Source organism: Paenibacillus sp. J31R98 (assembly GCF_056269245.1).
Window position 1 is genome coordinate 400640 of the sequence record NZ_JBWDNO010000002.1, and the last position, 24919, is coordinate 425558.

At 50.5% G+C, this 24919-nt stretch carries 23 protein-coding genes; all 23 read right to left on the reverse strand.

Translation table 11 applies throughout. The annotated features are described in order from the left end of the window. Window positions 1-44: 44 nt before the first annotated feature. Window positions 45-1304, reverse strand: coding sequence for a competence/damage-inducible protein A (locus AC0YNX_RS10265; RefSeq protein ID WP_475816219.1), 1260 nt, complete (start codon window positions 1302-1304; stop codon window positions 45-47). A 125-nt stretch (window positions 1305-1429) separates the two neighbouring features. Beyond that, a complete protein-coding gene (gene pgsA, locus AC0YNX_RS10270; protein ID WP_475815592.1) occupies window positions 1430-2014 on the reverse strand; it encodes a CDP-diacylglycerol--glycerol-3-phosphate 3-phosphatidyltransferase in 585 nt (194 codons plus the stop codon). Then, on the reverse strand, window positions 2011-3339 hold the full coding sequence (gene rimO / locus AC0YNX_RS10275) for a 30S ribosomal protein S12 methylthiotransferase RimO (protein ID WP_475815593.1): 1329 nt from the start codon (window positions 3337-3339) through the stop codon (window positions 2011-2013). Before rimO ends, pgsA begins: the two co-directional genes overlap by 4 nt. Before the next feature lie 135 nt (window positions 3340-3474). Further along, window positions 3475-3963: a YajQ family cyclic di-GMP-binding protein gene (locus AC0YNX_RS10280; RefSeq protein WP_475815594.1), complete on the reverse strand. Its 489-nt coding sequence runs from the start codon at window positions 3961-3963 to the stop codon at window positions 3475-3477. A 107-nt stretch (window positions 3964-4070) separates the two neighbouring features. After that, complete coding sequence (locus tag AC0YNX_RS10285; protein ID WP_475815595.1) at window positions 4071-5081, reverse strand: RodZ domain-containing protein; 1011 nt, start codon at window positions 5079-5081, stop codon at window positions 4071-4073. A gap of 23 nt (window positions 5082-5104) precedes the next feature. Then, window positions 5105-5869 carry a DUF3388 domain-containing protein gene (locus AC0YNX_RS10290; protein ID WP_475815596.1) on the reverse strand — a complete coding sequence of 255 codons (765 nt, stop codon included), beginning with the start codon at window positions 5867-5869 and terminating at the stop codon, window positions 5105-5107. A 194-nt stretch (window positions 5870-6063) separates the two neighbouring features. Further along, a complete protein-coding gene (locus tag AC0YNX_RS10295; RefSeq protein ID WP_475815597.1) occupies window positions 6064-6315 on the reverse strand; it encodes a DUF3243 domain-containing protein in 252 nt (83 codons plus the stop codon). 86 nt (window positions 6316-6401) lie between these two features. Further along, window positions 6402-7133: an elongation factor P 5-aminopentanone reductase gene (gene ymfI / locus AC0YNX_RS10300; protein WP_475815598.1), complete on the reverse strand. Its 732-nt coding sequence runs from the start codon at window positions 7131-7133 to the stop codon at window positions 6402-6404. Window positions 7134-7147: 14 nt separating this feature from the next. Next, a complete protein-coding gene (gene yfmH / locus AC0YNX_RS10305) occupies window positions 7148-8434 on the reverse strand; it encodes an EF-P 5-aminopentanol modification-associated protein YfmH (RefSeq protein WP_475815599.1) in 1287 nt (428 codons plus the stop codon). 3 nt (window positions 8435-8437) lie between these two features. After that, on the reverse strand, window positions 8438-9718 hold the full coding sequence (gene yfmF, locus AC0YNX_RS10310) for an EF-P 5-aminopentanol modification-associated protein YfmF (RefSeq protein ID WP_475815600.1): 1281 nt from the start codon (window positions 9716-9718) through the stop codon (window positions 8438-8440). Window positions 9719-9848: 130 nt separating this feature from the next. Continuing rightward, window positions 9849-10628, reverse strand: coding sequence for a spore cortex-lytic enzyme (sleB, locus tag AC0YNX_RS10315; protein ID WP_475816220.1), 780 nt, complete (start codon window positions 10626-10628; stop codon window positions 9849-9851). Window positions 10629-10726: 98 nt separating this feature from the next. Beyond that, entirely contained in the window at window positions 10727-13387 is a 2661-nt protein-coding gene (locus tag AC0YNX_RS10320; RefSeq protein WP_475815601.1) for an FtsK/SpoIIIE family DNA translocase, read from the reverse strand. Between the two features lie 76 nt (window positions 13388-13463). Beyond that, window positions 13464-13688: a YlzJ-like family protein gene (locus AC0YNX_RS10325; protein ID WP_475815602.1), complete on the reverse strand. Its 225-nt coding sequence runs from the start codon at window positions 13686-13688 to the stop codon at window positions 13464-13466. Then, window positions 13685-14455, reverse strand: a complete 771-nt coding sequence (locus AC0YNX_RS10330; protein WP_475815603.1) for a ClpP family protease — start codon at window positions 14453-14455, stop codon at window positions 13685-13687. The genes AC0YNX_RS10325 and AC0YNX_RS10330 overlap by 4 nt, the downstream gene beginning before the upstream one ends. Window positions 14456-14594: 139 nt before the next feature. Beyond that, window positions 14595-16274 (reverse strand): ribonuclease J, encoded by a 1680-nt coding sequence (locus AC0YNX_RS10335; RefSeq protein ID WP_475815604.1) that lies wholly within the window; start codon window positions 16272-16274, stop codon window positions 14595-14597. Between the two features lie 469 nt (window positions 16275-16743). Continuing rightward, window positions 16744-17607 (reverse strand): 4-hydroxy-tetrahydrodipicolinate synthase, encoded by an 864-nt coding sequence (gene dapA, locus AC0YNX_RS10340; protein WP_475815605.1) that lies wholly within the window; start codon window positions 17605-17607, stop codon window positions 16744-16746. A gap of 84 nt (window positions 17608-17691) precedes the next feature. After that, window positions 17692-18903, reverse strand: a complete 1212-nt coding sequence (dapG, locus tag AC0YNX_RS10345; protein ID WP_475815606.1) for an aspartate kinase — start codon at window positions 18901-18903, stop codon at window positions 17692-17694. 77 nt (window positions 18904-18980) lie between these two features. After that, complete coding sequence (locus AC0YNX_RS10350) at window positions 18981-20018, reverse strand: aspartate-semialdehyde dehydrogenase (RefSeq protein ID WP_475815607.1); 1038 nt, start codon at window positions 20016-20018, stop codon at window positions 18981-18983. Window positions 20019-20123: 105 nt separating this feature from the next. Continuing rightward, window positions 20124-20711: a dipicolinate synthase subunit B gene (locus AC0YNX_RS10355; protein WP_475815608.1), complete on the reverse strand. Its 588-nt coding sequence runs from the start codon at window positions 20709-20711 to the stop codon at window positions 20124-20126. Beyond that, window positions 20708-21607, reverse strand: a complete 900-nt coding sequence (gene dpsA / locus AC0YNX_RS10360; protein WP_475815609.1) for a dipicolinate synthase subunit DpsA — start codon at window positions 21605-21607, stop codon at window positions 20708-20710. Before dpsA ends, AC0YNX_RS10355 begins: the two co-directional genes overlap by 4 nt. Before the next feature lie 457 nt (window positions 21608-22064). Beyond that, a complete protein-coding gene (gene dut / locus AC0YNX_RS10365; RefSeq protein WP_475815610.1) occupies window positions 22065-22508 on the reverse strand; it encodes a dUTP diphosphatase in 444 nt (147 codons plus the stop codon). Further along, window positions 22489-23754: a M16 family metallopeptidase gene (locus tag AC0YNX_RS10370; protein WP_475815611.1), complete on the reverse strand. Its 1266-nt coding sequence runs from the start codon at window positions 23752-23754 to the stop codon at window positions 22489-22491. The genes dut and AC0YNX_RS10370 overlap by 20 nt, the downstream gene beginning before the upstream one ends. Window positions 23755-23861: 107 nt before the next feature. Beyond that, window positions 23862-24854: a polysaccharide deacetylase family protein gene (locus AC0YNX_RS10375; RefSeq protein ID WP_475815612.1), complete on the reverse strand. Its 993-nt coding sequence runs from the start codon at window positions 24852-24854 to the stop codon at window positions 23862-23864. Window positions 24855-24919 lie beyond the last annotated feature (65 nt).

A 24919-nucleotide genomic window follows, 5' to 3' on the forward strand; every position in this document is an offset into this window, starting at 1 on the left:
TCGATTTGTTAGGATATTGGCAAGCCTTATTTATACAATAGTTGCTAATTCTCCTCTGCTCCGCTTAGCACTTGCCAGAGCCGGTACATCAATGACTTCGCTGCACGCAGGCGGATAATGCCGCGATTGCCGCTCAAACGCGCTGTGAATACTCGCGTTGGTCTACCTCGCTCAGCAAGCCCGAAATAAACAAGACCAACCGGCTTCCCTTCGGACTCGGCCGGACCCGCAACGCCTGTCAGCGACACGCCGAAGTCACTGTCAGCCAATTCACGCACCCGCTCCGCCATAAGCGCTGCGGTCGACTCACTGACTGCCCCTGGCGCATCTGTCCCTTCCAGCTGGGACATCGGGATGCTCAGCAGCTTATGCTTCATCATGTTCGTGTAGGTCACGACGCCGCCGGCAAACTCACCGCTGCTGCCTGGAATTTGCGTAAGCAGCTGCGCGAACAGACCGCCTGTAAGGCTCTCTGCACTAGCCAGGGTCCGCGTGGAAGTACGCAGCAGTCTTATGACCGCCTCTTCAAGCGGAATGTCCTCGCGCGCATACAGGTGCTTCCCAACGCGTGCTTTAATCTGCTCCTCAGTCGCATCTAGCCGCGCATCTGCTTCCGCTTGATCCAGCGCTTTCGTCGAGATCCGAATCGCGACTTCGCCATCCTTCGCATATGGTGCAATCGAAGGATCCGTCTGCGCATCAATCAGATCGATCAGTGCTTCCTCCAGACTCGATTCACCGATCCCCGCGAACATCAGCTGGCGCGAGAACAGCTTGCGCTCCTCACCCATAACCGAGCGGATCCACGCCTTCGCCGGACCTTCAAACATTACTTTCATCTCACGCGGCGGTCCTGGCAGCAGAACGTAGTGCGTTCCGTCCTCGCTAAGTGCATTGCCGACAGCCAGCCCCGCATCATTCATAAGCGGCTCGCTGCCTTCAATCAGGTGCGCTTGTCTGCGATTGCTCTCAACCATATGGATGCCGCGTGACGTGAACAACTCCACGATTTTGTCCATGGACGGCTGATGAAGCTCGATCGCGCGGTTCAAATAAGCAGCAAGCGCATCTTTCGTCAGATCGTCCTGCGTTGGGCCAAGTCCCCCTGTGAAGAGAATCAGATCGGCTCTCGAGCGTGCGAGCTCAATCGCTTGGCGAATACGACTGGCATTGTCGCCAACAACCGTTTGAAAATAAACATCAATTCCAAGCTCCGCAAGCCCTTGCGATAAGTATGTCGCATTCGTGTTCACGGTCTGACCGAGCAGCAGCTCCGTCCCGACTGCGATAATTTCGGCACGCATCTCAACAACTCCATTCTTATGTAGATACAATTTCACATAACATAACCGGCATTAAGACAAACACAGCATCACCTCTTCTATTATTCAGAAGAAGTGATGCTGTATGCAACCCGAAATATGAAGAACTATTTATTTATTGGAATCAAATTCTTATTCTTCACGAAGTAATCAATACCGGAATAGATCGTGATTAACGCTCCAGCATAGCTCGCAATGATGTCAAACGGGATGTCCAGGAATGCAAACGGGAAGTTATTCAGCAATAGAGCAATAATCATCGTGATTTGCACAGCCGTCTTCCACTTGCCCCATTTGCTCGCTGCAAGCACATAACCTTCAAGCAGCGCAATTTGGCGAAGTCCTGTTACAGCGAATTCGCGGCTAATAATTACAATTGCAATCCAAGCATCCAGCTTGGACATCTCAACAAGCGAAATAAGCACTGCAGCGACGAGCAGCTTGTCCGCTAGCGGATCAAGCAATTTGCCCAAATTCGTTACAATCTTATTTTTACGAGCAATATAGCCATCCAGACCATCAGTACTGGCTGCAATAATGAAAACAAGCGCAGCTAAAATTTGATTCCATGTAATGGAGAAATCGGAGCCGGAAATCGTCAGCGGCTTCAAATCCACATTAATTAAGAGCAGTACCATGATGATCGGAACCAAAAAGATGCGGGCAAGTGTAATACGATTGGCTAAATTCACGATAGTCCCTCCCCGGACATATCAAACTCATAAGCGTGCGTTATGCGCACTCTCTGAATTTCGCCGATAGCGGCTTTACAATTCGAGATGAACACTTCACCGTCAATCTCCGGCGCATCGTAAGGAGAACGGCCGACGTACACATCGCTGCGACCGTCGTAGCGTTCAACCAGCACATCGATCTCTTTGCCGACATGCTTGCCGCTCAGCTCCTTGGACACTTCACGCTGAATTTCCATCAGAGTGTTGGAACGCCATTCCTTCACATCATCCGGCACTTCGTTCGGCAAACGAACGGCAGGTGTATCTTCTTCCGGAGAATAAGTGAATACGCCTAGACGGTCAAACTTCATCTCACGAACAAAGTCGCACAGGCGCTCGAAATCCTCATCGGTTTCGCCAGGGAAGCCGACAATAATGGATGTGCGAAGCGCTACATCCGGAATACGTGATCGAATGCGCTGAACTAGCGCACGCGTATCCGTCTGACGGCCAGGACGGCGCATCCGCTTCAGGATCGAGTCCTCGCTGTGCTGCAGCGGCATATCGATGTAATTGCACACTTTCGAGTTCTTTGCAATCGTGTCAATCAGCTCGTCTGAGAAGAAGCCAGGGTAAGCATAGTGCAGACGCACCCATGCGATGCCTTCGACTTCGCTGACGCGATTGAGCAATTCTGGCAGCATAAATTTATCGTACAGGTCCGTACCGTAGTTCGTGGAGTCCTGCGCAATCAGGCTGACTTCCTTCACGCCTTGATCTGCAAGCTGCTGCACTTCGGCAACAATCGACTCCATCGAACGGCTGCGGAACTTTCCGCGCATAATCGGAATCGAACAGAACGTACATGCATTATCGCAGCCTTCAGCAATCTTCACATAGGCTGTGTAGCGCGGCGTCGTAACAAGACGCGGAAGCTTCTGATCATAGTCGAATGCTGGATTGCCGACCTTCACCGGACGTTTGCCATTTAGAGCCTCATCGACAATATCCGTAATGTGGTGGAAATCACCTGTTCCGACAATCCCATCAATCTCGGGCATCTCTTCCATAAGCTGCTTCTTGTAGCGCTGCGTCAAACAACCGGAGACGATAAGAGCCTTCAGTCTTCCGGTTTGTTTAAACTCAGCCATATCGAGAATCGTATTAACCGATTCTTCCTTCGCTGCATCAATGAAACCGCAAGTGTTCACAATAATAACCGTAGCGTCATCCGCCTGATCCACTAGCTGATAGCCGCGCGCATCGATTAATCCGGACATAATCTCCGAATCCACGAGGTTTTTCTCGCAGCCTAATGTTACTACTTTAACTCGTTCTGTCATTATATCCCCCAAACCCCTCCGAAAAGCTATCCTAACAAGTATAATACAAGGCATTTGCAGTGTCAAAAAAGGAAAAAGCCCCGCTTGCCTGCGCGAAACGCGGCAAATCAGGACTTTAGTTTAACATATCTGACCTTAACGGTAGTTCGTAAATTGCAGGTCAATCTGTAAATCTGCACCTCGTAACATCGCCATGACAGCTTGCAAATCATCAAGGCTCTTGCCGGTAACACGAATGGAATCCCCTTGAATCTGGCTCTTCACCTTCAGCTTGGAATCCCGAATAAGCGTATTGATTTTCTTCGAAATATCCTGTTCGATTCCTTGCTTTAGCTTAATCTTCTGTCTGACCGTTCCTGCTGAAGCGCCTTCAAGCTTGCCGAACTCCATATTCTTGATCGGCACACCGCGCTTGATCATTTTGGATTGCAAAATATCAATAACGCTCTTCAGCTTGTACTCATCATCGGAGACGACGACAATATCGTCTTTCTCAAGGTCGATGCTGCTCTTGCTGTTCTTGAAATCAAAGCGCGTCTCGATCTCGCGCAGGGCTTGCGTAATTGCATTGTTTAGCTCTTGCATGTCAACCTTCGATACAATATCAAACGCATTCTCTGCCATTGTTCATTGCAGCTCCTCTACTTCATTTTCATGGACAGTATTATAACGCATCTTCGTGCGCAAGAAAAGGCATTCATCCCTGTCCTTTCCAGGAAGAATGCCCTTCATTATTGCGTTGCCGGATTTTCGGTTGTATCCGTTGTTTGTGTCTGTGTCTGAGTTTGCGTACCGTCAGGCGTCCCCGTCGATTCAACCATGTTCAGCTGCATTCTGCGCGGATTCGCTTTGTTGCCGTCAGCGAGTGCGACGCCATCGACAGAAACTTCAACCAAATCTGCACGGCCTACATTAACATAAGCAGGTCCATCCACCTCGAAGGTTTCCGTTCCTCCTTCTTTCGTGAACTGCTTCTGATAGATATATTTGCCGCTGCGATTCTTGCTCTTAATGCCTACCCATACCCCGCCGGTTGCTTTAAAAGTAACTGTATGTTTGCCGGCAGGCGATACATTATAGAAATCCACCGTTCCGCTCGTACGATCCAGTACCAACGTCGTTGTCGGTGGAGGAGGCGTCACAGTTTCATCTGGCGGAGGAGTGTCGTCTTTGGGAGGCGTTGTATCGTTGTCTGTCTGATTCCCAGTCGTATTATCCGTGGTTGATTGATTCGAACCCGAAGAATCATCCGAGTTGTTCTTGACCGTATCCTTATCAGGCTTCGTCTCTGGAGGCTTCGTCTGATCCGTCATCTTCGTCTGATCCGCCGAATTGACATTGTCCTTGCTCGGCTGCTTAATCGCATAGATATAGACTAGTACGACAATAAGGAGCAGAAACGACCACATTAATGCGCGGAAGCCCCAACGACTAAGACGATCGGATGTATGCGATTGTGCCCGGCGGCGTGGTCGCTGAACGGGTTCAATCACTTGCTCCGGAGCGCTAGAAGGAATTTCATTCGTATATAAGCGAAGCACCTCTTCAGCATCCAAGCCGACCGCTTCTGCATAGTTCTTCACAAATGCGCGAACATAGAATGACCCGGGCAGCACTTTATAGTTGCCATCCTCTATCGCTTCAAGATAGCGTTTACGAATCTTCGTTAATTCTTGGATATCATCCAATGACAGACTGCGCTGCTCTCTTGCCTTCCGCAGCAGAGCGCCTAAATCCGACATGACCACACCTCCTTAATTAGAAATTAGAAATCATCATAACCCATCGTGAACTTCTCGTAGGAGATTTCCTCATCCGGCGTATTGCGAAGTTCGATGATATAATCAAAGTCGCTGTATTCAAAGGCAGATTCCTTCACGAAAATATCCGGATGCTCAATAACCTTCGTCGATGGCATAGCCATAATTTCTTGAAGGAGCGCATGATGCTTCTCATTAGATCTTATTGTAGATACAATGCCGTCAATGATAAAAATATTGTTTGGCGTCATTTCCTCTTCCGACAGCTGGCTGCGAACGGTCTGGCGCAGAAGAGTTGACGAAACAAACGTCCATCGTTTATTGGAGCAAACACTGCCCGCAATAATCGATTCCGTCTTTCCTACACGAGGCATGCCGCGCAAACCGATAATTTGGTTACCTTCCCTTTTGAACACTTCGCCAAGGAAATCGACAAGCATGCCAAGCTCGTCGCGCGTGAAACGGAACGTCTTGCGATCATCCGAATCGCGTTCGATGTAGCGTCCGTGGCGAACAGCGAGAATATCAAGTAGTCTAGGCTCGCGAAGCTTCAGTACGGTAATATTATCAACCTTCTGCAGCATACGGCCGAGAATTTCGATTTTTTCATCATCGTTTGTTTGAAGCAGCATGCCGCGCGTACGGTTCTCTACACCATTAATGGTTAAGATATTAACTTCAAGCATCCCGAGCAGCGAAGCGATGTCGCCTAGCAGACCAGGACGGTTCTTATGTATCTTGTACTCCATGTACCACTGTTTAAACTCCATAGGACACCTCTACTTAAGTATAAAAAAGGATTATTCGGCTCTAGAATAAGTCGGCTCTAAAAAGTTTATTCTACAATATTCGTCAAAATCCTGCAACTTTATCAAAACATTACAGAAAAGCCTCCACTAAAGGGAGGCTTTTCCGAATCATTCAGAAACTATAAGTTTCACGCCTAACTTTTCTGAATGAACGTTTACGATTGTGAGACAAGCTTGACCATAAGGCCCGCAATCGTTTTACGCTCTGACTCATCGCCGACATCCCAAAGCTCTTTAATGGCTCGTTCCTGCTCGTTCTTCGGATCGACCTTTTCTCCAAGGAAAGAGCCGATCTCAAAAGCAAGATTAGCAATTGTGTCTTCATTCAAACCCATGCCTTTTGCCTGTGAAACACGATCATTCAAGAAGTTTTTCCATGTGTCGTAATTAGAAAGGACAGTTGACATGTTAGTTCCTCCTTCGCGCGTTAGCCGTTACTCGGCAACAATCGTATTTTACGCGCAAAGCGTCCTTCTTATACAACGTTCATCCGTCACGTGAGCCAGCCGCCGTTCGGACTGATGATCTGTCCGGTAATATAAGCGGACTCGGGCAGCGCCAGAAAATAAACGAGCGATGCAATTTCTTCGGGCTGCGCGAAGCGTCCAAGCGGAATTTCTGATTCCAGCGCGCTCTTCTCCTCCGCGTTCAGGTTGTCCAACATGACGGTATCGACCGCACCAGGGGCAACGGCATTCACCGTAACACCAGATGGGGCGAGCTCCTTAGCCAGTGCTTTCGTAAAAGCATTCATGCCGCCTTTACTCGTGGAATAGAGCACTTCGCATGAAGCGCCTGACAGCCCCCAGATCGACGACACATTAATAATGCGGCCGAAGCGTTGTGAAATCATTGAAGGCATGAACAGCTGCGTGCAAAGAAACATGCCCTTCAAATTCACATCCATCACTTCATCCCATACATCATCTGTCACGTCGGCAAGCATGCTGTAATGGGCAATACCGGCATTGTTCACGACAATGTCCGGCATCATACCGCGCTGCTCCAGCTTCTCGCGCATCCGAGTAAGTTGTTCCCTAGAACGAACATCTGCCGTAACGGTAAGTACATTAGCAGCGCCAAGACGCATGCAGCTGCGAGCGGTTTCGTTCGCAGCTTCATGAGCTTGATTATAGTGAATGACGACATTCATGTTCTCCGAGGCGAACCGGCGCGCAATCGCCGCGCCGATGCCCCGGCTTCCCCCAGTTACAAGAACGGTCATTTCCTTGAGTGTTTTCACTTTGCTTCTTTCGCTACAATGGATACCGCCATGCGGTTCCAATCGAAATGGCTGCGCAGACGCGCATTCGCTTCATCCAGCGTGATATCCTCATACACTGGAACGAGCTTGAACAAGTCAGCTCCGCGGAACCGGTAGCGCGTAAATTCGCCGGCTATTGCCTCAGGGGAGTTGAGCATGCGCAGGTAGCCGCCAATCTTCTTCCGTTTCGTCCGTTCGAATGTCGCTTGATCAAGACCGCTCGCCTTCGCGCCTTCAATCGCTTCGCGCAATCTGCGGATCAGCTCATCCGGGTCTTTGGTTTCACCGCCAACGACAGAGAACGCGTAATCCTCGCTGCTGTTGAACTCATGCCCGAACGAATCGGAGATGAGATTGTCATCGTACAGCGCATGATAAATTGGCGAACTCGAGCCGAGCAGTGCCTCAAGCATCAGCTTCGTCGTCAGCTCGGTACGAAGCAGCTCAACCGGATCATTCGAACCGCGAGCTTCCTTGAAGCCGATCATGCACTTCGGCATGGATACCGGAAGCTCCGTCAGTTTGCGAGGGATCTTAACCGTCTCCGGTTCCGCATCGAAGAATCTGGCAATTTCTCCTTGCGGCTCGAAGTTCTTCGCCGCCTGGTTCTCGCGAACCAGCTTCATCACAGCATCAGGCTCTACGCCGCCAACCACGAAGAGGAACATGTTGGACGGATGATAGAAAGTCTCATAACAGCGATACAGCGTTTCTTTATCAATCTTATAAATGGACTCGACCGTGCCCGCAATATCAATATGTATCGGATGCTTATGGTATAGCGCATCTATTAAACCGAAATACACGCGCCAGTCGGCATTATCCCGGTACATATTGATTTCCTGCTCGATAATCCCCTTCTCCTTCTCGACATTCTCGTCGGTGAAGTAAGGATTCTGCACAAAGTCGATAAGTGTCCGCAGGTTCGCATCGATTTGCTCCGTTGCCGAGAACAGGTAGACGGTCCTGTCAAAGCTCGTGAACGCATTCGCCGAAGCGCCTTGGGATGCAAATGTCGCAAAAATATCGCCAGTCGGCTCTTCGAACATTTTGTGCTCCAGAAAGTGGGCTATGCCGTCCGGTACAGAAATCGGTGTCTGTTCGCCAACTGCGAAACGGTTATCGATGGAGCCGTATTTCGTTGCAAACGTCGCGTAGGTTTTGCTAAACCCTTGCTTCGGCAGCACGACGACTTCCAGACCGTTTGGCATGACTTCACGATACAATGTTTCTTGAACGCCTTGGTAAGCTAACGTCTCCATCTGCTAACCCTCCTTCCGATCACGTAGGAAATAGATCGTATCCAGTTCAGTCTTCTTCGCGATCGCCGCGATCTGCTCCGCAGTAACAGCCTGAACTTGCTCAAGGAGCTGCTGCGCCGAACGTTCCCGCTTCGACAGAATTGCATTGAAATCAAACCCGATCATCTCATTCGCGGAATCTTGCAGCTCACGCAAATGGTTCGCAATCATCGCTTTGGTCTGATTCATCTCCAGGTCGGTATAAGAGCCGCTACGCATACTCTCGAGCTGCTCTTGAATAATGGTTGTTGCTTTCTCATAATTGGCGAACTCGATCCCCGATTGAATCGTACATATGCCTTTATGCCCATCAAGACGAGATGCCGCGTAGTAAGCAAGACTCGCTTTCTCCCGCACGTTCAAGAACAGCTTCGAATGCGGGTATCCGCCGAGAATGCCGTTATACATCAGCGCTGCGGGGTAATCATCATCCCCATACGACGTATTAATACGCAGGCCCAGATTGAGCTTGCCTTGCGTCACATCCATCTTCTCGATGACGTTGCGCACTTGACCAACAGGCTTGCTCACCACTGGAAGCGAATAGTCGGCCGGCTGGCCATCATTATGATGGAACGCTTCGGCTACGAGCGCTTTCACTTCTTCCAGCGACGTATCGCCGACGACATAGAGGTCAAAGGCAGCCTTGGACAGCCAATCACGATATGCAGCCGTAATCGACGCCGGTGTAATGCCTTCGATATCTTCGAGCTTGCCAAGCGGGTGAAGCCGGTACGGCTCATCCTCGCACATCACCTCGAGGCAACGCTCCGCCGCATATCTGATTTTGTCATTAATAATCGCTTCCAGTCGCTTGCGCAGCGTTTCTTTCTCTGCTTCCACATACTTCGAGCGCAGATGCCCGTTCTCCAGCGTCGGCTCTGTCAATACTTCGCCGAGCAGCTTCAGTGATTGTGCAAGCAGCGGCTGGTTCGATGAAACGAACTTATCATTGATGACATCCATACGGAACTGCACAATCTGAGCGTCGCCGCGCTTATACACATCAAAGCCAAAGCCCGCGCCGTACAGATCGTCCAGTCTCTCGCGAAACGCGATCGTTTCTGGTGTAGAGGCCGTCCCCCTACGTAAGATGAACGGTACTAGAGCTACCGATGTAACGGTTTCTTCCTTTAGTGGCAGGCCAGCATACAAAGAAATCGAGAAGGTCTTAAAACGCTGTGTCGGCAGTACGTGCAGCCGAATTCGATTCAGCTGACCTCTTTGAAATGGAGAGTTGCTCACGCTCGTGACGTCCCCTTCCGCTCAAGTTTATAAAGTCAATCTATTCCAATTTCTAAACTTCTATTCCATTCTACCCGATCGGAAATGGAAGAAGCAACCTGCGGTCGATTGCAGGCTGCTCCTGTAATTGCTACATGCAGAAAATATGTTTACCGATTGTTTTGACCTGTGGACGCGACCAAATCCACTTCGATGTCGCAGTCTCCGGGTTGAAGTAATAGATACAGCCTCCGGTCGGATCCAAGCCGTTAATGGCATCTTGAACCGCCTTCTTCGCATTGTCATTCGGCGTCAGCCAAATCTGTCCGTCAGCGACAGCTGTAAATGCTCCCGGTTGAAAAATAACGCCGGATACCGTGTTCGGGAAGCTTGGCGACTTCACCCGATTCAGAATGACGGCTGCCACCGCAACCTGGCCGATATAAGGCTCGCCGCGTGACTCGCCGTACACCGCATTCGCCATCAGCTTCAGATCATTCGCGCTAAGTCCAAGCTTGTTCGACTTGCTCAGATCGGTAGAGCCAGAATTTGTATTCGACGAAGAGCCTGATCCCGAGCTGCCCGTGCCAGAGCTCTCGGCAGTCGGTTTCCAATTCTTCGTAGCTTCCCATAGCTTCAGCTTCGTCTTGGCGCCAACAACGCCATCGGCTTTCATGCCGAACTTCGACTGAAACCAGGTCACTGCATTCTTCGTCTTCGTACCGAACACGCCGTCTATCGCTCCATTGAAATAACCGAGCGCCTTCAAGCGGCCTTGCAGCTCCTTTACGTCACTGCCGGACGAGCCAACCTTGAGAATCGCACTGCTGAACGTCTCGGTTGTCTTGCCAAAAGAGGCATGCTTAATCGTAAATGCGCCGAACAACAGAAGGACGATGACGATGGTCACCGTTATTAAACGATTTCTCATCACTAGTATCTGCCTTTCTCTTGCAAGTGGTTTCGCTTAGCAAGCGAAGCATATGGCTAGTATGAGAAATCAAGGGAATGATTATGCACGAAATTGGATCAGGAGCTAATCTTTCCTGCGTCATATTGATCCAGCGTCAGCATTACTTCACGCGGCTTGCTGCCCTCATAAGGGCCAACAATGCTGCGCGCTTCCATCTGGTCAATGAGTCTTGCGGCACGCGTGTAGCCAATTCGCATCCGACGCTGCAGCAGCGAGACGGAAGCTTGTTTAGCCTCAAGCACAATACGAACTGCTTGATCGTACAAATCATCAAGAATTTCTTCAGCCTCGGTTACGCTATCGTCGATCTCTGGAACGAGATCTTCTTTGTACTCAGCCTCGCCTTGACCGCGAGCATAAGCAACAATAGATTCAACCTCCTGATCGGACAGCCAAGCGCCTTGCACGCGAATCGGCTTGGACATGCCTACCGGCAAGAACAGCATATCTCCGCGTCCGAGAAGCTTCTCTGCACCGACCGAGTCGAGAATGGTACGGCTGTCGACCTGGGATGATACGCCAAAAGCGATCCGTGAAGGAATGTTCGCTTTAATGAGGCCTGTAATAACGTCAACGGATGGACGCTGCGTTGCAATGATCAAGTGGATACCGGATGCGCGCGCCATCTGCGCGAGACGGCAGATCGAATCCTCGACATCATTAGCGGCTACCATCATGAGGTCGGCAAGCTCGTCCACGATAACGACGATATATGGAAGTACAGCTGCCGGATTATCCGCCATCAGCGTATTATAGCCTTCAATGTTCCGTGTTCCCGACTTCGAGAAGAGCTCATAGCGCTTCTCCATCTCGACTACGATCTTCTTCAGAGCAAGCGATGCCCGTCTCGGATCGGTGACAACCGGAGCCAGAAGGTGCGGAATGCCGTTGTACATATTGAGCTCGACCATCTTAGGGTCAATCATGAGCAGCTTCACTTCATCTGGACGCGCTTTGAACAGAATGCTCGAAATAATGCCATTGATACAAACCGATTTACCCGAACCGGTGGCGCCTGCTACGAGCAAATGGGGCATCTTAGCCAAATTGCCGACGATCGGTTGACCGGAAATATCGCGTCCGAATGCAATCGACAGCTTGGAGCTGGCGTTCTGGAATGAAGGCGTCTCCATGACTTCGCGCATCGTCACCACGGAAACCTCGGTGTTCGGAACCTCGATCCCGATGGCAGACTTGCCCGGAATCGGCGCTTCCATCCGAATATCCTTCGCTGCCAGGGCAAGCGCGATGTCATCCGTTAAACCAACGATCCGGCTTACTTTCACGCCGGTTGCAGGCTGCACTTCGTACCGCGTCACCGCCGGACCTCTTACAACATCAAGCACCTTCGCACGCACGCCGAAGCTCTCCAGCGTCGCTTCCAGTTTCCGGCGCGCCTCGATTGAATCCGCGGAATCTCCGGACTTCCCGCTTCCGCTCGGCTTCTGCAGAAGCGTCAGCGGAGGCAACACGTAAGGCTTCTCGGTAGGCGGCTTCACGATGCTGCCCGGACTCTCCAAGCTATCCGGTTCATCCGGTGTAATCGCCGGACTTGTCGGTAAATTCGTGGCAGGCAGATCGCTGTTGAATTCCTCATCCAAGTCGTCATTCTCATCTTCATTCCTAAACGGCGGTTCAAGCTCATCATCAGGCACATAATCCGAGATTACAGCAGCGTCTGCATCGGTATCGGCAATTTTCACCCATTCCGGTTCAACTGCCGCTGGTTCTGCTTGCAGTGCTTGCGTAGGAGACTGAGGCCCAGTCTCTTTAAACTGCTCCAGCACGTTCGCTTGCCAGCCATTCTCGTCTTGCTCGTCCTCATCATCTTGCCATTGTACCGCTCGGCTTCCACCCTTCATCCCTGCAGCGGAATTACCGTCTTCCATCTGCCATTCGTTATCGTGAGTTTCGGCATTCGATCCGTTCGGCACATCATTGAACCAGGAGAAGAATGGCGACTTGCGCTTTTGTTTAACTGGTCTTGGGAGTTCTTCGTAGTCATCATCATCGTCCAGATCATCTGTCATGACGACGGTGCCTGCAGCTGCGGCGCCTTTCGCGCTGGAGGATTTCATCGACTGTCGCTTGCTGAACAGCTTCACGCGCAGCAAGGACCATAGCCTTCCTCCACGCTCCCGTCCTGCGCGCATCAGATCCACATAGGATTTGCCTGTCATGAGCATGATCGCGATTGCGAACATAACAATCATAATGAACTTCGCGCCAAAATAACCAAACAACCAATAGAGCAGCGTATACTGCATCGCTCCTGCATAGCCCCCACTAATGGATGCAACTACACCTTGATCTCCTGTCGGCGCATTAAAGAGGGCCCCGCGCACATCACTGCCAAGCTGTGCAAGTATGTATGAGGCAGTTAGGCCGCCTGTCGGCTCTGTCTTCTGGTCCATAACCGCAATCGAGCTCCATAGGGTACATGCAAGGACGCACAGCAGTAACCCAGTCTTGCGGCTCGACCAGCCTGAGGGCCATGCACGTTTCACCATAACGGCAAGCCCCACGTAAATGCCTGCTAATGCAAGGACAAAATAAAACTTACCCAGTATGAGGCCAAACAGCTTCGATAACGATCGACCGACTGTCGCCTCACCTGAGAGCGCAATGACAGACACTGTAATGAGCAGAATCCCGTACACTTCATATTTAAGGCTCGTCTTAATCGAGCTTTTTCGTTTCTTCTTTTTCTTCGCCAAAATCGTCACCTCTGGTCCTTATTATACCATAGGAGACCGACCATTTGTTCTACTTTTATCCAATCTGTATCAAAGCTTACGACACCGGGTGTCCATATGGGATAAGGGTTCCCGGCGATAATTCCGGTCGCAAATACGCATCGAGCGGACCGTCAAGCAGCCGAACGATACGGCCGATTCCAGATGAGACTGCTTCAATCTGTAACGTAACATCTCCAATTTGGAGCGACACGTACGGACCTGGCTCATTATTAATCCCGTCGAATACGAGCTCAGACGGCATAATCGAATAGATAGTCATTGTGTCAGCCCTCCGCTTGGTGCAGACTGCTTACGCTCGTCAATGAAGAGATTAAGTTGGCGCAGCGCCTGACCAATCCCCCCTACCTCATCAATCAAACCATGCTTCACCGCATCGGTGCCGATAACCGTTGTACCGATATCTCGCGTCAATTCGCCTGTCTTGAACATGAGCTCCTTGAATTTCTCTTCCGATATGTTCGAATGAGAGGTCACGAACCTTACGACGCGTTCTTGCATCTTGTCCAAATACTCGAACGTTTGCGGCACGCCAATTACAAGCCCGTTCAACCGAATCGGATGAATCGTCATCGTTGCCGTCTCTGCAATGAATGATTTATTCCCTGCAACCGCGATGGGAACACCAATCGAGTGCCCTCCGCCAAGCACGAGCGTCACAGTCGGCTTCGTAATCGAAGAGATCATCTCTGCAATGGCGAGCCCTGCTTCCACATCGCCTCCAACGGTATTAAGCACGATCATAATGCCTTCGATCTTCGAACTTTGCTCCGCTGCTACGAGCTGTGGAATGAGATGCTCATACTTCGTCGTTTTATTTTGCGGCGGAAGCACGAGATGCCCTTCCACCTGTCCAATGATCGTCAAACAAAATATATTCGATTCCGATGATGACGGCGTCGATGTCTGCCCAAGCTGCGTAATCGCTTCTACGACCGGATTAGCGCTCGATGGCTTGCGGTCACCTGCCGGCGGCTCCGGCTGCGGCTGCGGTTGCTCTGATTTGTACTGATTCCCTTCTTCCCACATTGCGTAAACCTCCTCCAATTTTGCCTATGGTTCGGCTCTGCATAGTATGGAATTTCTTCTCAGATTTATACAATTGGGGCAGCAGAACGCAAAAAACGGCCTTCTCACTCAAGTGAGAAGACCGTTACTGGTTGTAATCCTATACTTCCATAATGATTGGCAAAATCATTGGGCGACGGCGTGTTTGCTCATACAGGAAGCGGCCAAGCGCGTCCTTCACGTTCGTCTTCAGCGAAGCCCATTCATTGACTTTGTCGTTCATTAGCTTATGCAAAGTTGAAGTTACGATCCGGTTCGCTTCTTCGAGCAAACCTTCGGATTCACGCACGTAGACGAAGCCGCGGGAGATAATGTCCGGACCGGACAGAATAGTACCGTCTTGCTTGCTAAGCGTTACGACAACAACGAGAATACCGTCTTGCGAGAGCAGCTTGCGGTCGCGAAGTACGATGTTGCCTACATCACCAACGCCAAGACCGTCGATGAGAACGTTGCCTGCTGGCACTTTGCTGCCTTTACGCGCTTGTCCACCTTGGAATTCAACGGTTTCGCCATTATCAAGAACGAAGATGTTCTCGCGCTCGATACCGACTGCTTCACCGAGCAGTGCATGCTGACGAAGCATACGATACTCGCCGTGAATTGGAATGAAATACTTCGGTCTGATCAAGTTCAACATCAGCTTCAGTTCTTCTTGGCTGCCGTGACCGGATACGTGTACGCCGGATACAGAGCCTGGTCCATAGATTACGTTCGCGCCTAGGCGGAACAGCTCGTCCACCGTACGGCCGACATAACGCTCGTTGCCTGGGATTGGCGTAGCTGCAATAATAACTGTGTCACCTGGCAAAATGTCCACTTTACGGTGCGTCGAACGCGCCATTCTTGTGAGGGCGGACATTGGCTCACCTTGGCTGCCTGTGCAAAGGACAGCGACGCGGTCTGCTGCCATTTTGTTCACTTCTTCAGGCTCGATGATCATGCCTTCCGGAATGTTCAAGTAGCCGAGCTCGGAAGCAACGGATACGACATTGACCATACTGCGGCCAACGACAGCGATTTTACGTTTTGTAGCAACTGCTGCGTTCACGACTTGTTGAATCCGGTGAACGTTCGAAGCGAACGTTGCAACGATAACACGCTGTGTCGCTTTGCGGAAAATATCTTCAAGCTCATTGCCGATCATGCTCTCCGAAGGCGTGAAGCCTGCGCGCTCCGCATTCGTGGAATCGGACAGAAGCGCAAGAACGCCGCGAGCTCCGATGCCAGCCATACGCTGCAGATCCGCATATTGATTGTTAACCGGCGTGTGGTCAAACTTGAAGTCGCCTGTGTGAACAACCAAGCCCTCAGGCGTGTCCAAGCATACGCCGACCGAATCCGGAATACTGTGATTTGTTTTGAAGAAGGATGCGCGGATCGAACCGAGTTGGATCTCTGTATCCGCATTGATCAGGATGCGCTTCGTCTCGCCGAGCAAGCCCGCTTCCTTCAGTTTACCTTCGATCAAGCCGAGTGTTAATTTCGTGCCGTAAAGCGGCACATTTAGATTCTTGAGCACATATGGCAAACCGCCGATGTGATCTTCGTGTCCGTGCGTAATGAGAATCCCTCTTACTTTATCACGGTTCTCCGTCAAATACGTTATGTCAGGGATAACGATATCAATTCCGAGCATATCTTCTTCTGGGAACTTCAGACCTGCATCAACTACGACGATATCGTTTCCATATTGGATCACGTACATGTTCTTACCGATCTCGCCAACGCCGCCTAATGCAAAGACAAGCAGCTTATCCTGGATGTTTTTCTTAGACAAGTGTATCCGTACCTCCTAATAGTTTTACGAAGCAAAACAAACCACAGCTGCAGCAAGACGGCTGCAAACTGAAGAGTGCTTGTCCGCACCATATAATCATTTATTTGTCGCGCATGAAATTGCATCGTTTGTCGCTTCCTCCCGCAGGATCGAAAACGCATGCAATTAATAACTAGTGCATTGAACGCCACCCTAGGCGTTACCCATTTTCAATATTTTGCCGCACACCGTCACTTGCCTTCATTATACATGATTGAAAATACGAAAAACAAGTAATCGGTAATAACTGTATCCGAAGAATAACCGAATTAGGACGTCTTCTGACGGCGATAGCTTACGTTGCACGGAGAAAATATTTAAAATTTACACAAGTAAAAACTTGTAAGTTCTGTCACCTAAACGAAAAACCGATGCAAGCGCATCGGTTTTTCGCGAATGCAGCAACTATGAATAAACATACAATAATGAATTAGTTCAAAATCTTACGAAGCGGTGCGAGCTCCGCCTCTGTCGCGTCGACAAGAGGAAGTCGAACGCCACCAACCGGCAGCCCCTTCTCCTTGAGTGCCGCTTTAACGAGCACCGGATTCGGCAGGTCGAACAGTCCGCGGAAGATCGGCAGCGACTTCGCATGCAGCTTCGCCGCTTGCTGCACTTGACCATCCAAATAGCAATTGATCATTTCACGAATTTCCTTGCCAATAATGTGGCTCGCTACGCTTACGATACCGTGCGCGCCAACGGCGATAGCAGGCAAAGCACTGCTGTCATCACCGCTGTAAACGGTGAAGCCTTCTGGCGCTTCAGATACGATCTGAGTCACTTGGTCGAGCGATGCGCATTCTTTTGTTGCGACGATATTCGGAATTTGTGCGATCCGCAGCGTCGTCTCAGCAGACATGCTAACGATGGTACGACCAGGAACGTTGTACGCCATAATTGGCAGCTTCGTTCCTTCTGCAATGACTTTGAAATGCTGATAAATGCCTTCTTGTGTCGGCTTATTATAGTAAGGAACGACAATAAGTGCTGCATCGACGCCGCATTGCTCTGCGACTTTCGTCAAATGGATCGAATGAGCGGTCTCGTTGCTGCCTGAGCCTGCGATAATCTTGCAGCGGCCAGCCGCGTGTTTTACAGCATAAGTAAACAAAGCGATCTTCTCATCGTCGGTGAGCGTTGGAGATTCTCCAGTCGTACCAGATACGACGATACTGTCCGTTTGTTGTTCCTCGATCAAATAGTCCATCAACCGTCCTGTTGTTTCCCAGTCAATCGACCCGTCTGCGTGGAACGGGGTAACCATTGCAGTAACTATTCTTCCGAAATCCATTATGACTCCTCCTATATCGTTTACGAGGGCAGGTTGCACAATCGTAAGCATCTACTTGGCATCGTAAGCATCATTCTTTGCTGTTTACTCGTGCAATGAAAACTTGGCATGCAGCGCTTGAAGCGCGCTTGCCATATAACTCTCGCTGACCAACACCCAGATAGTCGTATTGGAGTCAGCAGATTGCAGAATTGGAATTCCTTGTTCCGTCAGCGCTTCCACAATCCGCGCCATAATGCCCGGAACACCGTTCATGCCGCCGCCAATGACCGAAATCTTGGCACAGCTGCTTACCGCTTTAGGCATATAACCGATCTCGTGCAACACCGATACCGCTTTGTCTGCATCGTGATCGAACACCGTATACACAGCGCCGCCGGGATTTACATTAATGAAATCAACACTGATCTGGTGACGTGCCATCGCTTGAAAAACCTGCAGTTGCACGTCCGTATGACCATCCTGTGCTTGCACCGTAATTTGCGTGACTCCGCTGACATGCGCGACGCCGGTTACGTGACGATCACGAACCGCAGCTCTCGCAGCATCGAATGTATCCGTAACAAGCGTGCCTTCCTCTTCGGAGAATGTCGAGCGAACGCGCAGCGGAATACGCGCTTGCTGCGCGATCTCAACGGCACGCGGGTGAATCACTTTTGCACCTTGTCTGGCCATATTGCCAATCTCAGCGTAGCTAATGACGGTTAATGGACGAGCATCCTTCACGATCCGTGGATCGGCTGTCAGTATGCCGTTCACATCTGTATAAATATCAACACGCTCTGCATGAAGCGCGGCACCAAGCGCCGTTGCCGACGTGTCGCTGCCGCCTCTGCCTAGCGTCGTCATTTCCCCTGCTTCCGTTACGCCCTGGAACCCCGTAACGATAACAACATTGCCGTCCTTCAGCGCTTTATGAATGGCCTCCGTACGGATTTCAAGAATTCGCGCACGGCCGAATTGACTGTCCGTTATGATACCGGCGCCGCCGCCTGTAAGCGCAACCGCGGGAATATTCGCCGCGCGGAGCAAGCTGCACATAACTGCGGCCGAGATGATCTCGCCGCAAGCTTGCAGCATGTCTTGTTCTTTAGGCGGCAAGGAATCGCCGTGACTGCGAATGAGCGAGAGCAGCGTGTCCGTTGCATACGGATCGCCTTTTCTCCCCATTGCAGAGACGACAACGACAAGTCCATACTGTCGTTGCCGCTCCCGTTGAATATGTCCGATGACCAGCTCTCTTGCCTCATTCGAAGACAGCGAAGTGCCACCGAACTTTTGTACAAGGATGCGCATTGTCAAACCTCCGTATTCTGTCGGATTTAACCGCCTGAATCGTTGGTATTCTGACAATCTACTCTTGTTATGAACCCTTATTCCATCTCGATAGCGATATATTCTGCGATCTGTACTGCATTCCATGCTGCGCCTTTAAGCAGATTATCCGATACGATCCACAGGTTTAGTCCCCTTGCATGGCCCAAATCACGGCGCAAACGGCCGACGAACACATCTGGTTTACCTGCAGCGATAGTCGCAAGCGGGTAAAGCTGATTGGTCGGGTCATCAACGAGCGCAACACCTGGAGCCTCTGCAAGGAGCTTCCTTACTTCATCTAATTCATAATCATTCTTCAGCTCTACGTATACTGATTCTGAGTGACCGTATACGACTGGAATACGCACGCAAGTCGCTGTCACTTCAATGGAATCATCACCCAAAATCTTCTTCGTCTCGCGAACCATCTTCATCTCTTCAAGTGTATAGCCGTTGTCCTGGAACTTATCAATTTGCGGAATGGCATTGAATGCAATTTGATGCTTTACCGGCAACGAGCCTACTGGCAAAATGTCAGGGTTCACGTCATGACCGTCAAGCGCATCGCGGGTTTGGCGCAGCAGCTCGTCAATTGCACGAGTGCCTGCTCCTGAAACGGCTTGATACGTCGAAACGATAATGCGGGAGATGCCATACCGATCTTGCAATGGCTTAAGTGCCGCTACAAGCTGAATCGTCGAGCAGTTCGGGTTCGCAATGATCCCTTTGTGCTCCGATACTTTATCGATATTCACTTCCGGTACGATAAGCGGTGTTTCTGGATCCATGCGGAATGCGTTCGTATTGTCGATACATACCGCACCGCTCTCGACAGCGTGGGGGGCGAGCAGCTTAGACACATCGCCGCCCGCACTGAACAAGGCGATTTCGATCCCTTTGAAACTTTCTGGTGTAGCTTCTTCGACTGTATGCTCTTTACCTTTAAACATGATCTTCGTACCTGCCGAACGTGCGGAAGAAAGCAACTTCAGCTCTTGAATCGGAAAGTTCCTTTTCTCGAGCAAGCCAATAACTTGTTCCCCTACTGCGCCTGTCGCCCCAACTACTGCGACGTTAAACAATTTCTGCGACACTGGCTGCTGTTTCCTCCTTAAAAAAACCTTATGTCAAGGGATTGCTCCAATTGCATATGAATTCAAACAATTTCAATTAGCATAAGCGCGCACTTCACTAAACAGTTAAGTACGCTCAATAAGGAGTGGTTGCAGCTGCTTGCCTAGCAGCGCCGCTTCACAAGCTTCCGGAACTAGCTCCATCTTAGCGACGAGCGAGTTCGGCTTCTGAATTGGATTGTCTTGGCCAAAGGGTACAAAATAAACATTCTTCGTGATTAATAATTTGGCAATATTCGCGGCATTCAAGCCCAGACCGTCATTCGTTGAAATCGCAAGCACGAGCGGACGCTGATTACGCATCTGCGACTTCGCTGCCATTAGAACGGGACCGTCAGTCATCGCGTTGGCAAGTTTGCTTGTTGTATTGCCCGTGCAGGGCGCAATAACAAGGACGTCGAGCAGTTTGGATGGCCCCAGGGGCTCCGCATCGACGATCGTGGATATAATTTCGTTGCCTGTAATCGACCTCAATTGACGCTGCCATTCTGCTGCTGTTCCGAAACGCGTATCTGTCGTAATGAGTGTCTGCGACACAATTGGAACGACGTTCGCTCCTTCATCGACAAACCGCTGGATTACCGGCATTACTTCTGCAAACGTACAATGTGAACCGGAGAGCGCATAGCCCACCGTTTTGCCTTGCCACTTCATTGCCCATTCCCCCGTTGCAAAGAATCTTCCATAATCAATCGACTTAAACAATCCGCAATGATACGTCCAGCGGTTTTAGGTGCGACGATGCCAGGTAGACCGGGGGCGAGCATAGCTTTAATTCCACGCTTCTCCGCAAAGCGAAAATCCGTTCCGCCGGGCTTTGAAGCGAGGTCGATAATGACCGCTCGCGATGGCAAATTTGCTATAATTTGCGCTGTGACTATCATAGTCGGAATTGTATTAAAAAGCAAGTCAATATTGCTCACATGATGCAACAGTTCCTTGAGATAAAAGGGCTCAAAGCCCATCTCATAAGCCCTTGCAAAATGCTCCTCGCGGCGTACGCCGACCTTCACTTTTGCCCCTAATCCCTGGAGCGTTCTTGCCAGCGTAAACCCGGTTCTGCCGATACCGAGCACCATACATGAGGACCCATGAATCGTGATGTCCGTGTTCTGGATCGCCATCATGACGGCCCCTTCGGCTGTCGGAATCGAGTTGTATATCGCAACATCATCTCGGTCAAACAGCTCCACCAACCGAATGCCATGCTTTGCGCACAAGTTACGCAAGTAAGGCTTCGCCATTCCTGTATAAACGGTACAATGCTTCGGCAGCTTCGCTACATGATCATCGGTCAGCGTAAGCTCCTTGTCACTGAACACGGCGACAATCTTCCCGTCATCATCAGTACCAACCGCAGGCAGCACAAGCGCATCCGCACTTGTGAACAAATCTTCGCTCATCTCGGCCCGTACCGCCCCGTCGAGTGAAGAATGCAGCTGATCGAAGCCGGCGACAGTGACGAGCGCATCGAGCTCGGTCAGCTTCCGGATGACCTCCAGTCCCCGGGCGTCCCCTCCGAGAAGTAAGACCTGAACTCCTGTCAGCATAGGTATCACTTCCTTTCCACTGCAACCGCTAGGTGCAGAACAAGTTGCACTTCAGGCCCGCGGTAACACGCAAGCCATTAGGCGCTCTTAAGCAGCGTCCCGGTTGACAGTAAGCTGCAGCCGATGGCGCAAATAGCAAGCGCACTGGCGATTTTGCCTCATGCGCTCTTGGTTATAGATCATCTTATGCATTCGCCCAGAGCAGGGTGAAAGGAGAATTGCGTAAACTGGGCCGCTTCGCCGTCGAATGTTCTTTCGGCCGCTGTTGTACTTGGATTCCTTGAACGATTTGAACGATGTAGGAATCCAAGTACAAAGGCGGACGCTGGCGCTCCTACAGAATCATTCGACTGCTATGCTCTCATTTACGCGGGGAGGAACAACAAAAAAAGCGGTACAGAGTATAACCTCTGTGCCGCTTTCGGTATAAATCTAGTCCATCAGTCCTGTTTGTGTCTTACACGCCTGTATGTCCAAACCCGCCTGAGCCGCGGACAGTATCCGGAAGCTCTTCGACTTCGGAGATTTCGACCGCCGGCACGAGCTGGAACACCATCTGCGCGATGCGCTCGCCGCGTTCGATGACGAACGGTTCCAGCCCGTGATTGATGAGCAGTACCTTCACCTCGCCGCGATAGTCCGCGTCGATCGTGCCCGGTGAGTTCAAGCACGTGATGCCATGCTTGAACGCGAGCCCGCTTCGCGGTCGAATTTGTGCTTCGAGTTCGCCTGGCATTGCCATCGAGAAGCCCGTCGGAATGAGCTTCCGTTCGCCGGGCTGCAGGGTAACAGGTTCGCTCACCGCTGCTTGCAGATCGAATCCGGCTGCAAGCTCAGACATTTTGCGTGGTAATTGCATATCTTCGTTGCCAGGCAACCGTTTAAATGCTACTTGAAACAAGTGAGTCCCTCCCGATTGCTGCTGCTGCTTTATCGTTGCTGCCTACCATTGCGACTGAGAAAGGAACAGATAGCATTCTCTTGGTAACCGCTTGAATATCACTCATCTGTACGGAATCGATCCGCTCCAGCATTTCATCCAGCGTATAATGACGACCAAGCATCAGCTCATTCTTACCGAGACGGTTCATCCGGCTGCTTGTGCTTTCCAGGCTTAGAATAAGGCTGCCCTTGAGCTGTTCTTTGCCGCGGTGCAGTTCTGCATCGCTTAGCCCTTTAACAGCGAGATCATGCATTTGCTCCAGCGTCAGATCAAGTACTTCCTTCGTCTGCTTCGGCGCAGTACCCGCATAGACCGTAAACAAACCGCTGTCTGCATACGAAGTATGGTACGAGTAGACAGAGTATGCAAGCCCGCGCTTCTCGCGGATTTCTTGGAACAGTCTGGAGCTCATGCCGCCGCCAACTGCATTGTTAAGCAGAATCATCGCATACAGCTGCGGATCTGCAATGGAACAGCCTGGGAAGGTGATGCAAATATGATTCTGTTCGGTCTTCTTCTTATGGAAGACGTACTGGCCGCTGAACGTCGGCGTCGTAACAGCTATTTCACTGCCAACATTGCGGAATCCGCCAAAATGCTTCTCAAGCAATTCAATCAGCGACGCTTCTTCTACATTACCGGCAACCGCGATGACCGTATTGTCGATCCGGTAGTTGCTCTTCATATAGGCACGAAGAGAATCGCCGTTCATGGCACTAAGACGCTCTTCCAGACCGAGAATCGAATAAGCAAGCGGATGATCGCCGTAAGCAGCACGGGACGCTTCATCATGGACCTTGTCGTCTGGCGTATCTTCGTACATCGAAATTTCTTCGAGAATGACATTTTTCTCTTTAGCGAGCTCGCCTGCATCCATCTGCGAATTGAAGAACATATCCGCAAGAGCATCTACAGCGATTGGCAAGTGCTGGTCAAGTACCTTGGCAAAATAACAGGTGTACTCCTTCGCGGTAAAAGCGTTCACGTTCCCGCCGATACCGTCGAAGAGATCTGCAATATCTTTGGCGCTGTGACGCTCCGTTCCTTTGAACAGCATATGTTCGATGAAGTGGGATACTCCGTTATTCTCCGGTGTTTCGTTGCGGGAACCTGTCTTTACCCAAATCCCGAATGAGACGGAGCGGCAAGTTGGGATATATTCCACAACCACACGCAATCCGTTGCTTAATTTATAAATATTCAAGTGCAATTCCTCCTACACGTTTCTGCTGCCTGTATGTTCGTTCGAGCAGTTGTCATTTTATGGTGTTGCACTAGAAGCAGAAATACAATGTCTCCACTATATCAAAATTATGGTGCTGCCTCAACTAAAGCTATTCTTTTGGAGGAAAGCGTCTCACTCACCGTCCCTAGCCTCAGTCCTTTCTGTTTAATGGCTGTTATAATGCCTTCGAGCGCTGCACTTGAAGAATCCGTCGGATGCATGAGTATGAGCGAGCCGGGTTCCACCCTCGTACGTACTTTACGGATGATCGAATAGGCCGGAGGATGCTTCCAATCAACCGTGTCGAGTGTCCACAGCACCGTCTTCAATCCCTGCTCTGCTGCCACATCAACCGTCATTTGATTGAAGTCACCTGACGGCGGTGCGAACCATTTGTTCTTCACGTGCAAAGTCGATTGCAATAGCGCTTCAGTCTTTGCAATTTGATTATATGCAGAACGGCGGTCTAACTGACTCATATTCGGATGCGTGTAGGCATGATTGGAGATTTCATGTCCATCTGCTTGTATGAGCTTGGCGACATCTGTGTTCTTCTTAAGCCATGAACCGTCCAGAAAAAAAGTCGCTTTCACATTTTCTTTCTTCAACGTCGCTAGCATCGAAGGAATATACTCGTTCCCCCATGCCACGTTGATCATCAGAGAAACCATGTGCTTGTTCGGATTGCCCTTATAGATTGGATACCGTCCGAGCGAGTCTAAGCTAACCTTCGGCTCAACTTCCTTATACACGTAGCGGATCGGGACATTCTCCGGCGCATTCTTCATCAGCAAATAGGTCTTCTCGACATCGATCTCCAGCCCATTGTAACCAGGAATGGCTTTCCACACCCGGTCAACCGTTGCATCTACAGCCGCTACCCGCTTCTTCTGCGCCTCTGATTCAATCATGTCCAGCAGCGTGCTGATTCCAAATGATGCATCGAAGGCTTGTATATCTGTAGTCGCACCTCCGTGCTTCATTGCAGCGACATATAAGGAAAGCGGTTCGTTCAACCGCACGGTAAACAGCAGTGCACACATCACGAGCGCCATCACAAGTGTTTTCTTCAGCTTCATACATTGTCCCATCCTTTCTCCTACATCTTATTATGGCTCGGACAACAATATGAGTAAGCACATGA

What these genes read in the sequence shown, in the direction of transcription:
- dapG (WP_475815606.1), bottom strand. Translation starts at nt 18,903, where the DNA reads ATGCGCATCCTTGTACAAAAGTTCGGTGGCACTTCGCTGTCTTCGAAT.
- AC0YNX_RS10330 (WP_475815603.1), bottom strand. Translation starts at nt 14,455, where the DNA reads ATGTGGGAAGAAGGGAATCAGTACAAATCAGAGCAACCGCAGCCGCAG.
- AC0YNX_RS10290 (WP_475815596.1), bottom strand. Translation starts at nt 5,869, where the DNA reads ATGGAGTTTAAACAGTGGTACATGGAGTACAAGATACATAAGAACCGT.
- dpsA (WP_475815609.1), bottom strand. Translation starts at nt 21,607, where the DNA reads ATGCTGACAGGAGTTCAGGTCTTACTTCTCGGAGGGGACGCCCGGGGA.
- yfmH (WP_475815599.1), bottom strand. Translation starts at nt 8,434, where the DNA reads ATGGAGACGTTAGCTTACCAAGGCGTTCAAGAAACATTGTATCGTGAA.
- ymfI (WP_475815598.1), bottom strand. Translation starts at nt 7,133, where the DNA reads ATGACCGTTCTTGTAACTGGGGGAAGCCGGGGCATCGGCGCGGCGATT.
- sleB (WP_475816220.1), bottom strand. Translation starts at nt 10,628, where the DNA reads ATGAGAAATCGTTTAATAACGGTGACCATCGTCATCGTCCTTCTGTTG.
- AC0YNX_RS10265 (WP_475816219.1), bottom strand. Translation starts at nt 1,304, where the DNA reads ATGCGTGCCGAAATTATCGCAGTCGGGACGGAGCTGCTGCTCGGTCAG.
- AC0YNX_RS10280 (WP_475815594.1), bottom strand. Translation starts at nt 3,963, where the DNA reads ATGGCAGAGAATGCGTTTGATATTGTATCGAAGGTTGACATGCAAGAG.
- AC0YNX_RS10375 (WP_475815612.1), bottom strand. Translation starts at nt 24,854, where the DNA reads ATGAAGCTGAAGAAAACACTTGTGATGGCGCTCGTGATGTGTGCACTG.
- AC0YNX_RS10355 (WP_475815608.1), bottom strand. Translation starts at nt 20,711, where the DNA reads ATGAAGTGGCAAGGCAAAACGGTGGGCTATGCGCTCTCCGGTTCACAT.
- dapA (WP_475815605.1), bottom strand. Translation starts at nt 17,607, where the DNA reads ATGGATTTCGGAAGAATAGTTACTGCAATGGTTACCCCGTTCCACGCA.
- AC0YNX_RS10325 (WP_475815602.1), bottom strand. Translation starts at nt 13,688, where the DNA reads ATGACTATCTATTCGATTATGCCGTCTGAGCTCGTATTCGACGGGATT.
- AC0YNX_RS10285 (WP_475815595.1), bottom strand. Translation starts at nt 5,081, where the DNA reads ATGTCGGATTTAGGCGCTCTGCTGCGGAAGGCAAGAGAGCAGCGCAGT.
- rimO (WP_475815593.1), bottom strand. Translation starts at nt 3,339, where the DNA reads ATGACAGAACGAGTTAAAGTAGTAACATTAGGCTGCGAGAAAAACCTC.
- AC0YNX_RS10295 (WP_475815597.1), bottom strand. Translation starts at nt 6,315, where the DNA reads ATGTCAACTGTCCTTTCTAATTACGACACATGGAAAAACTTCTTGAAT.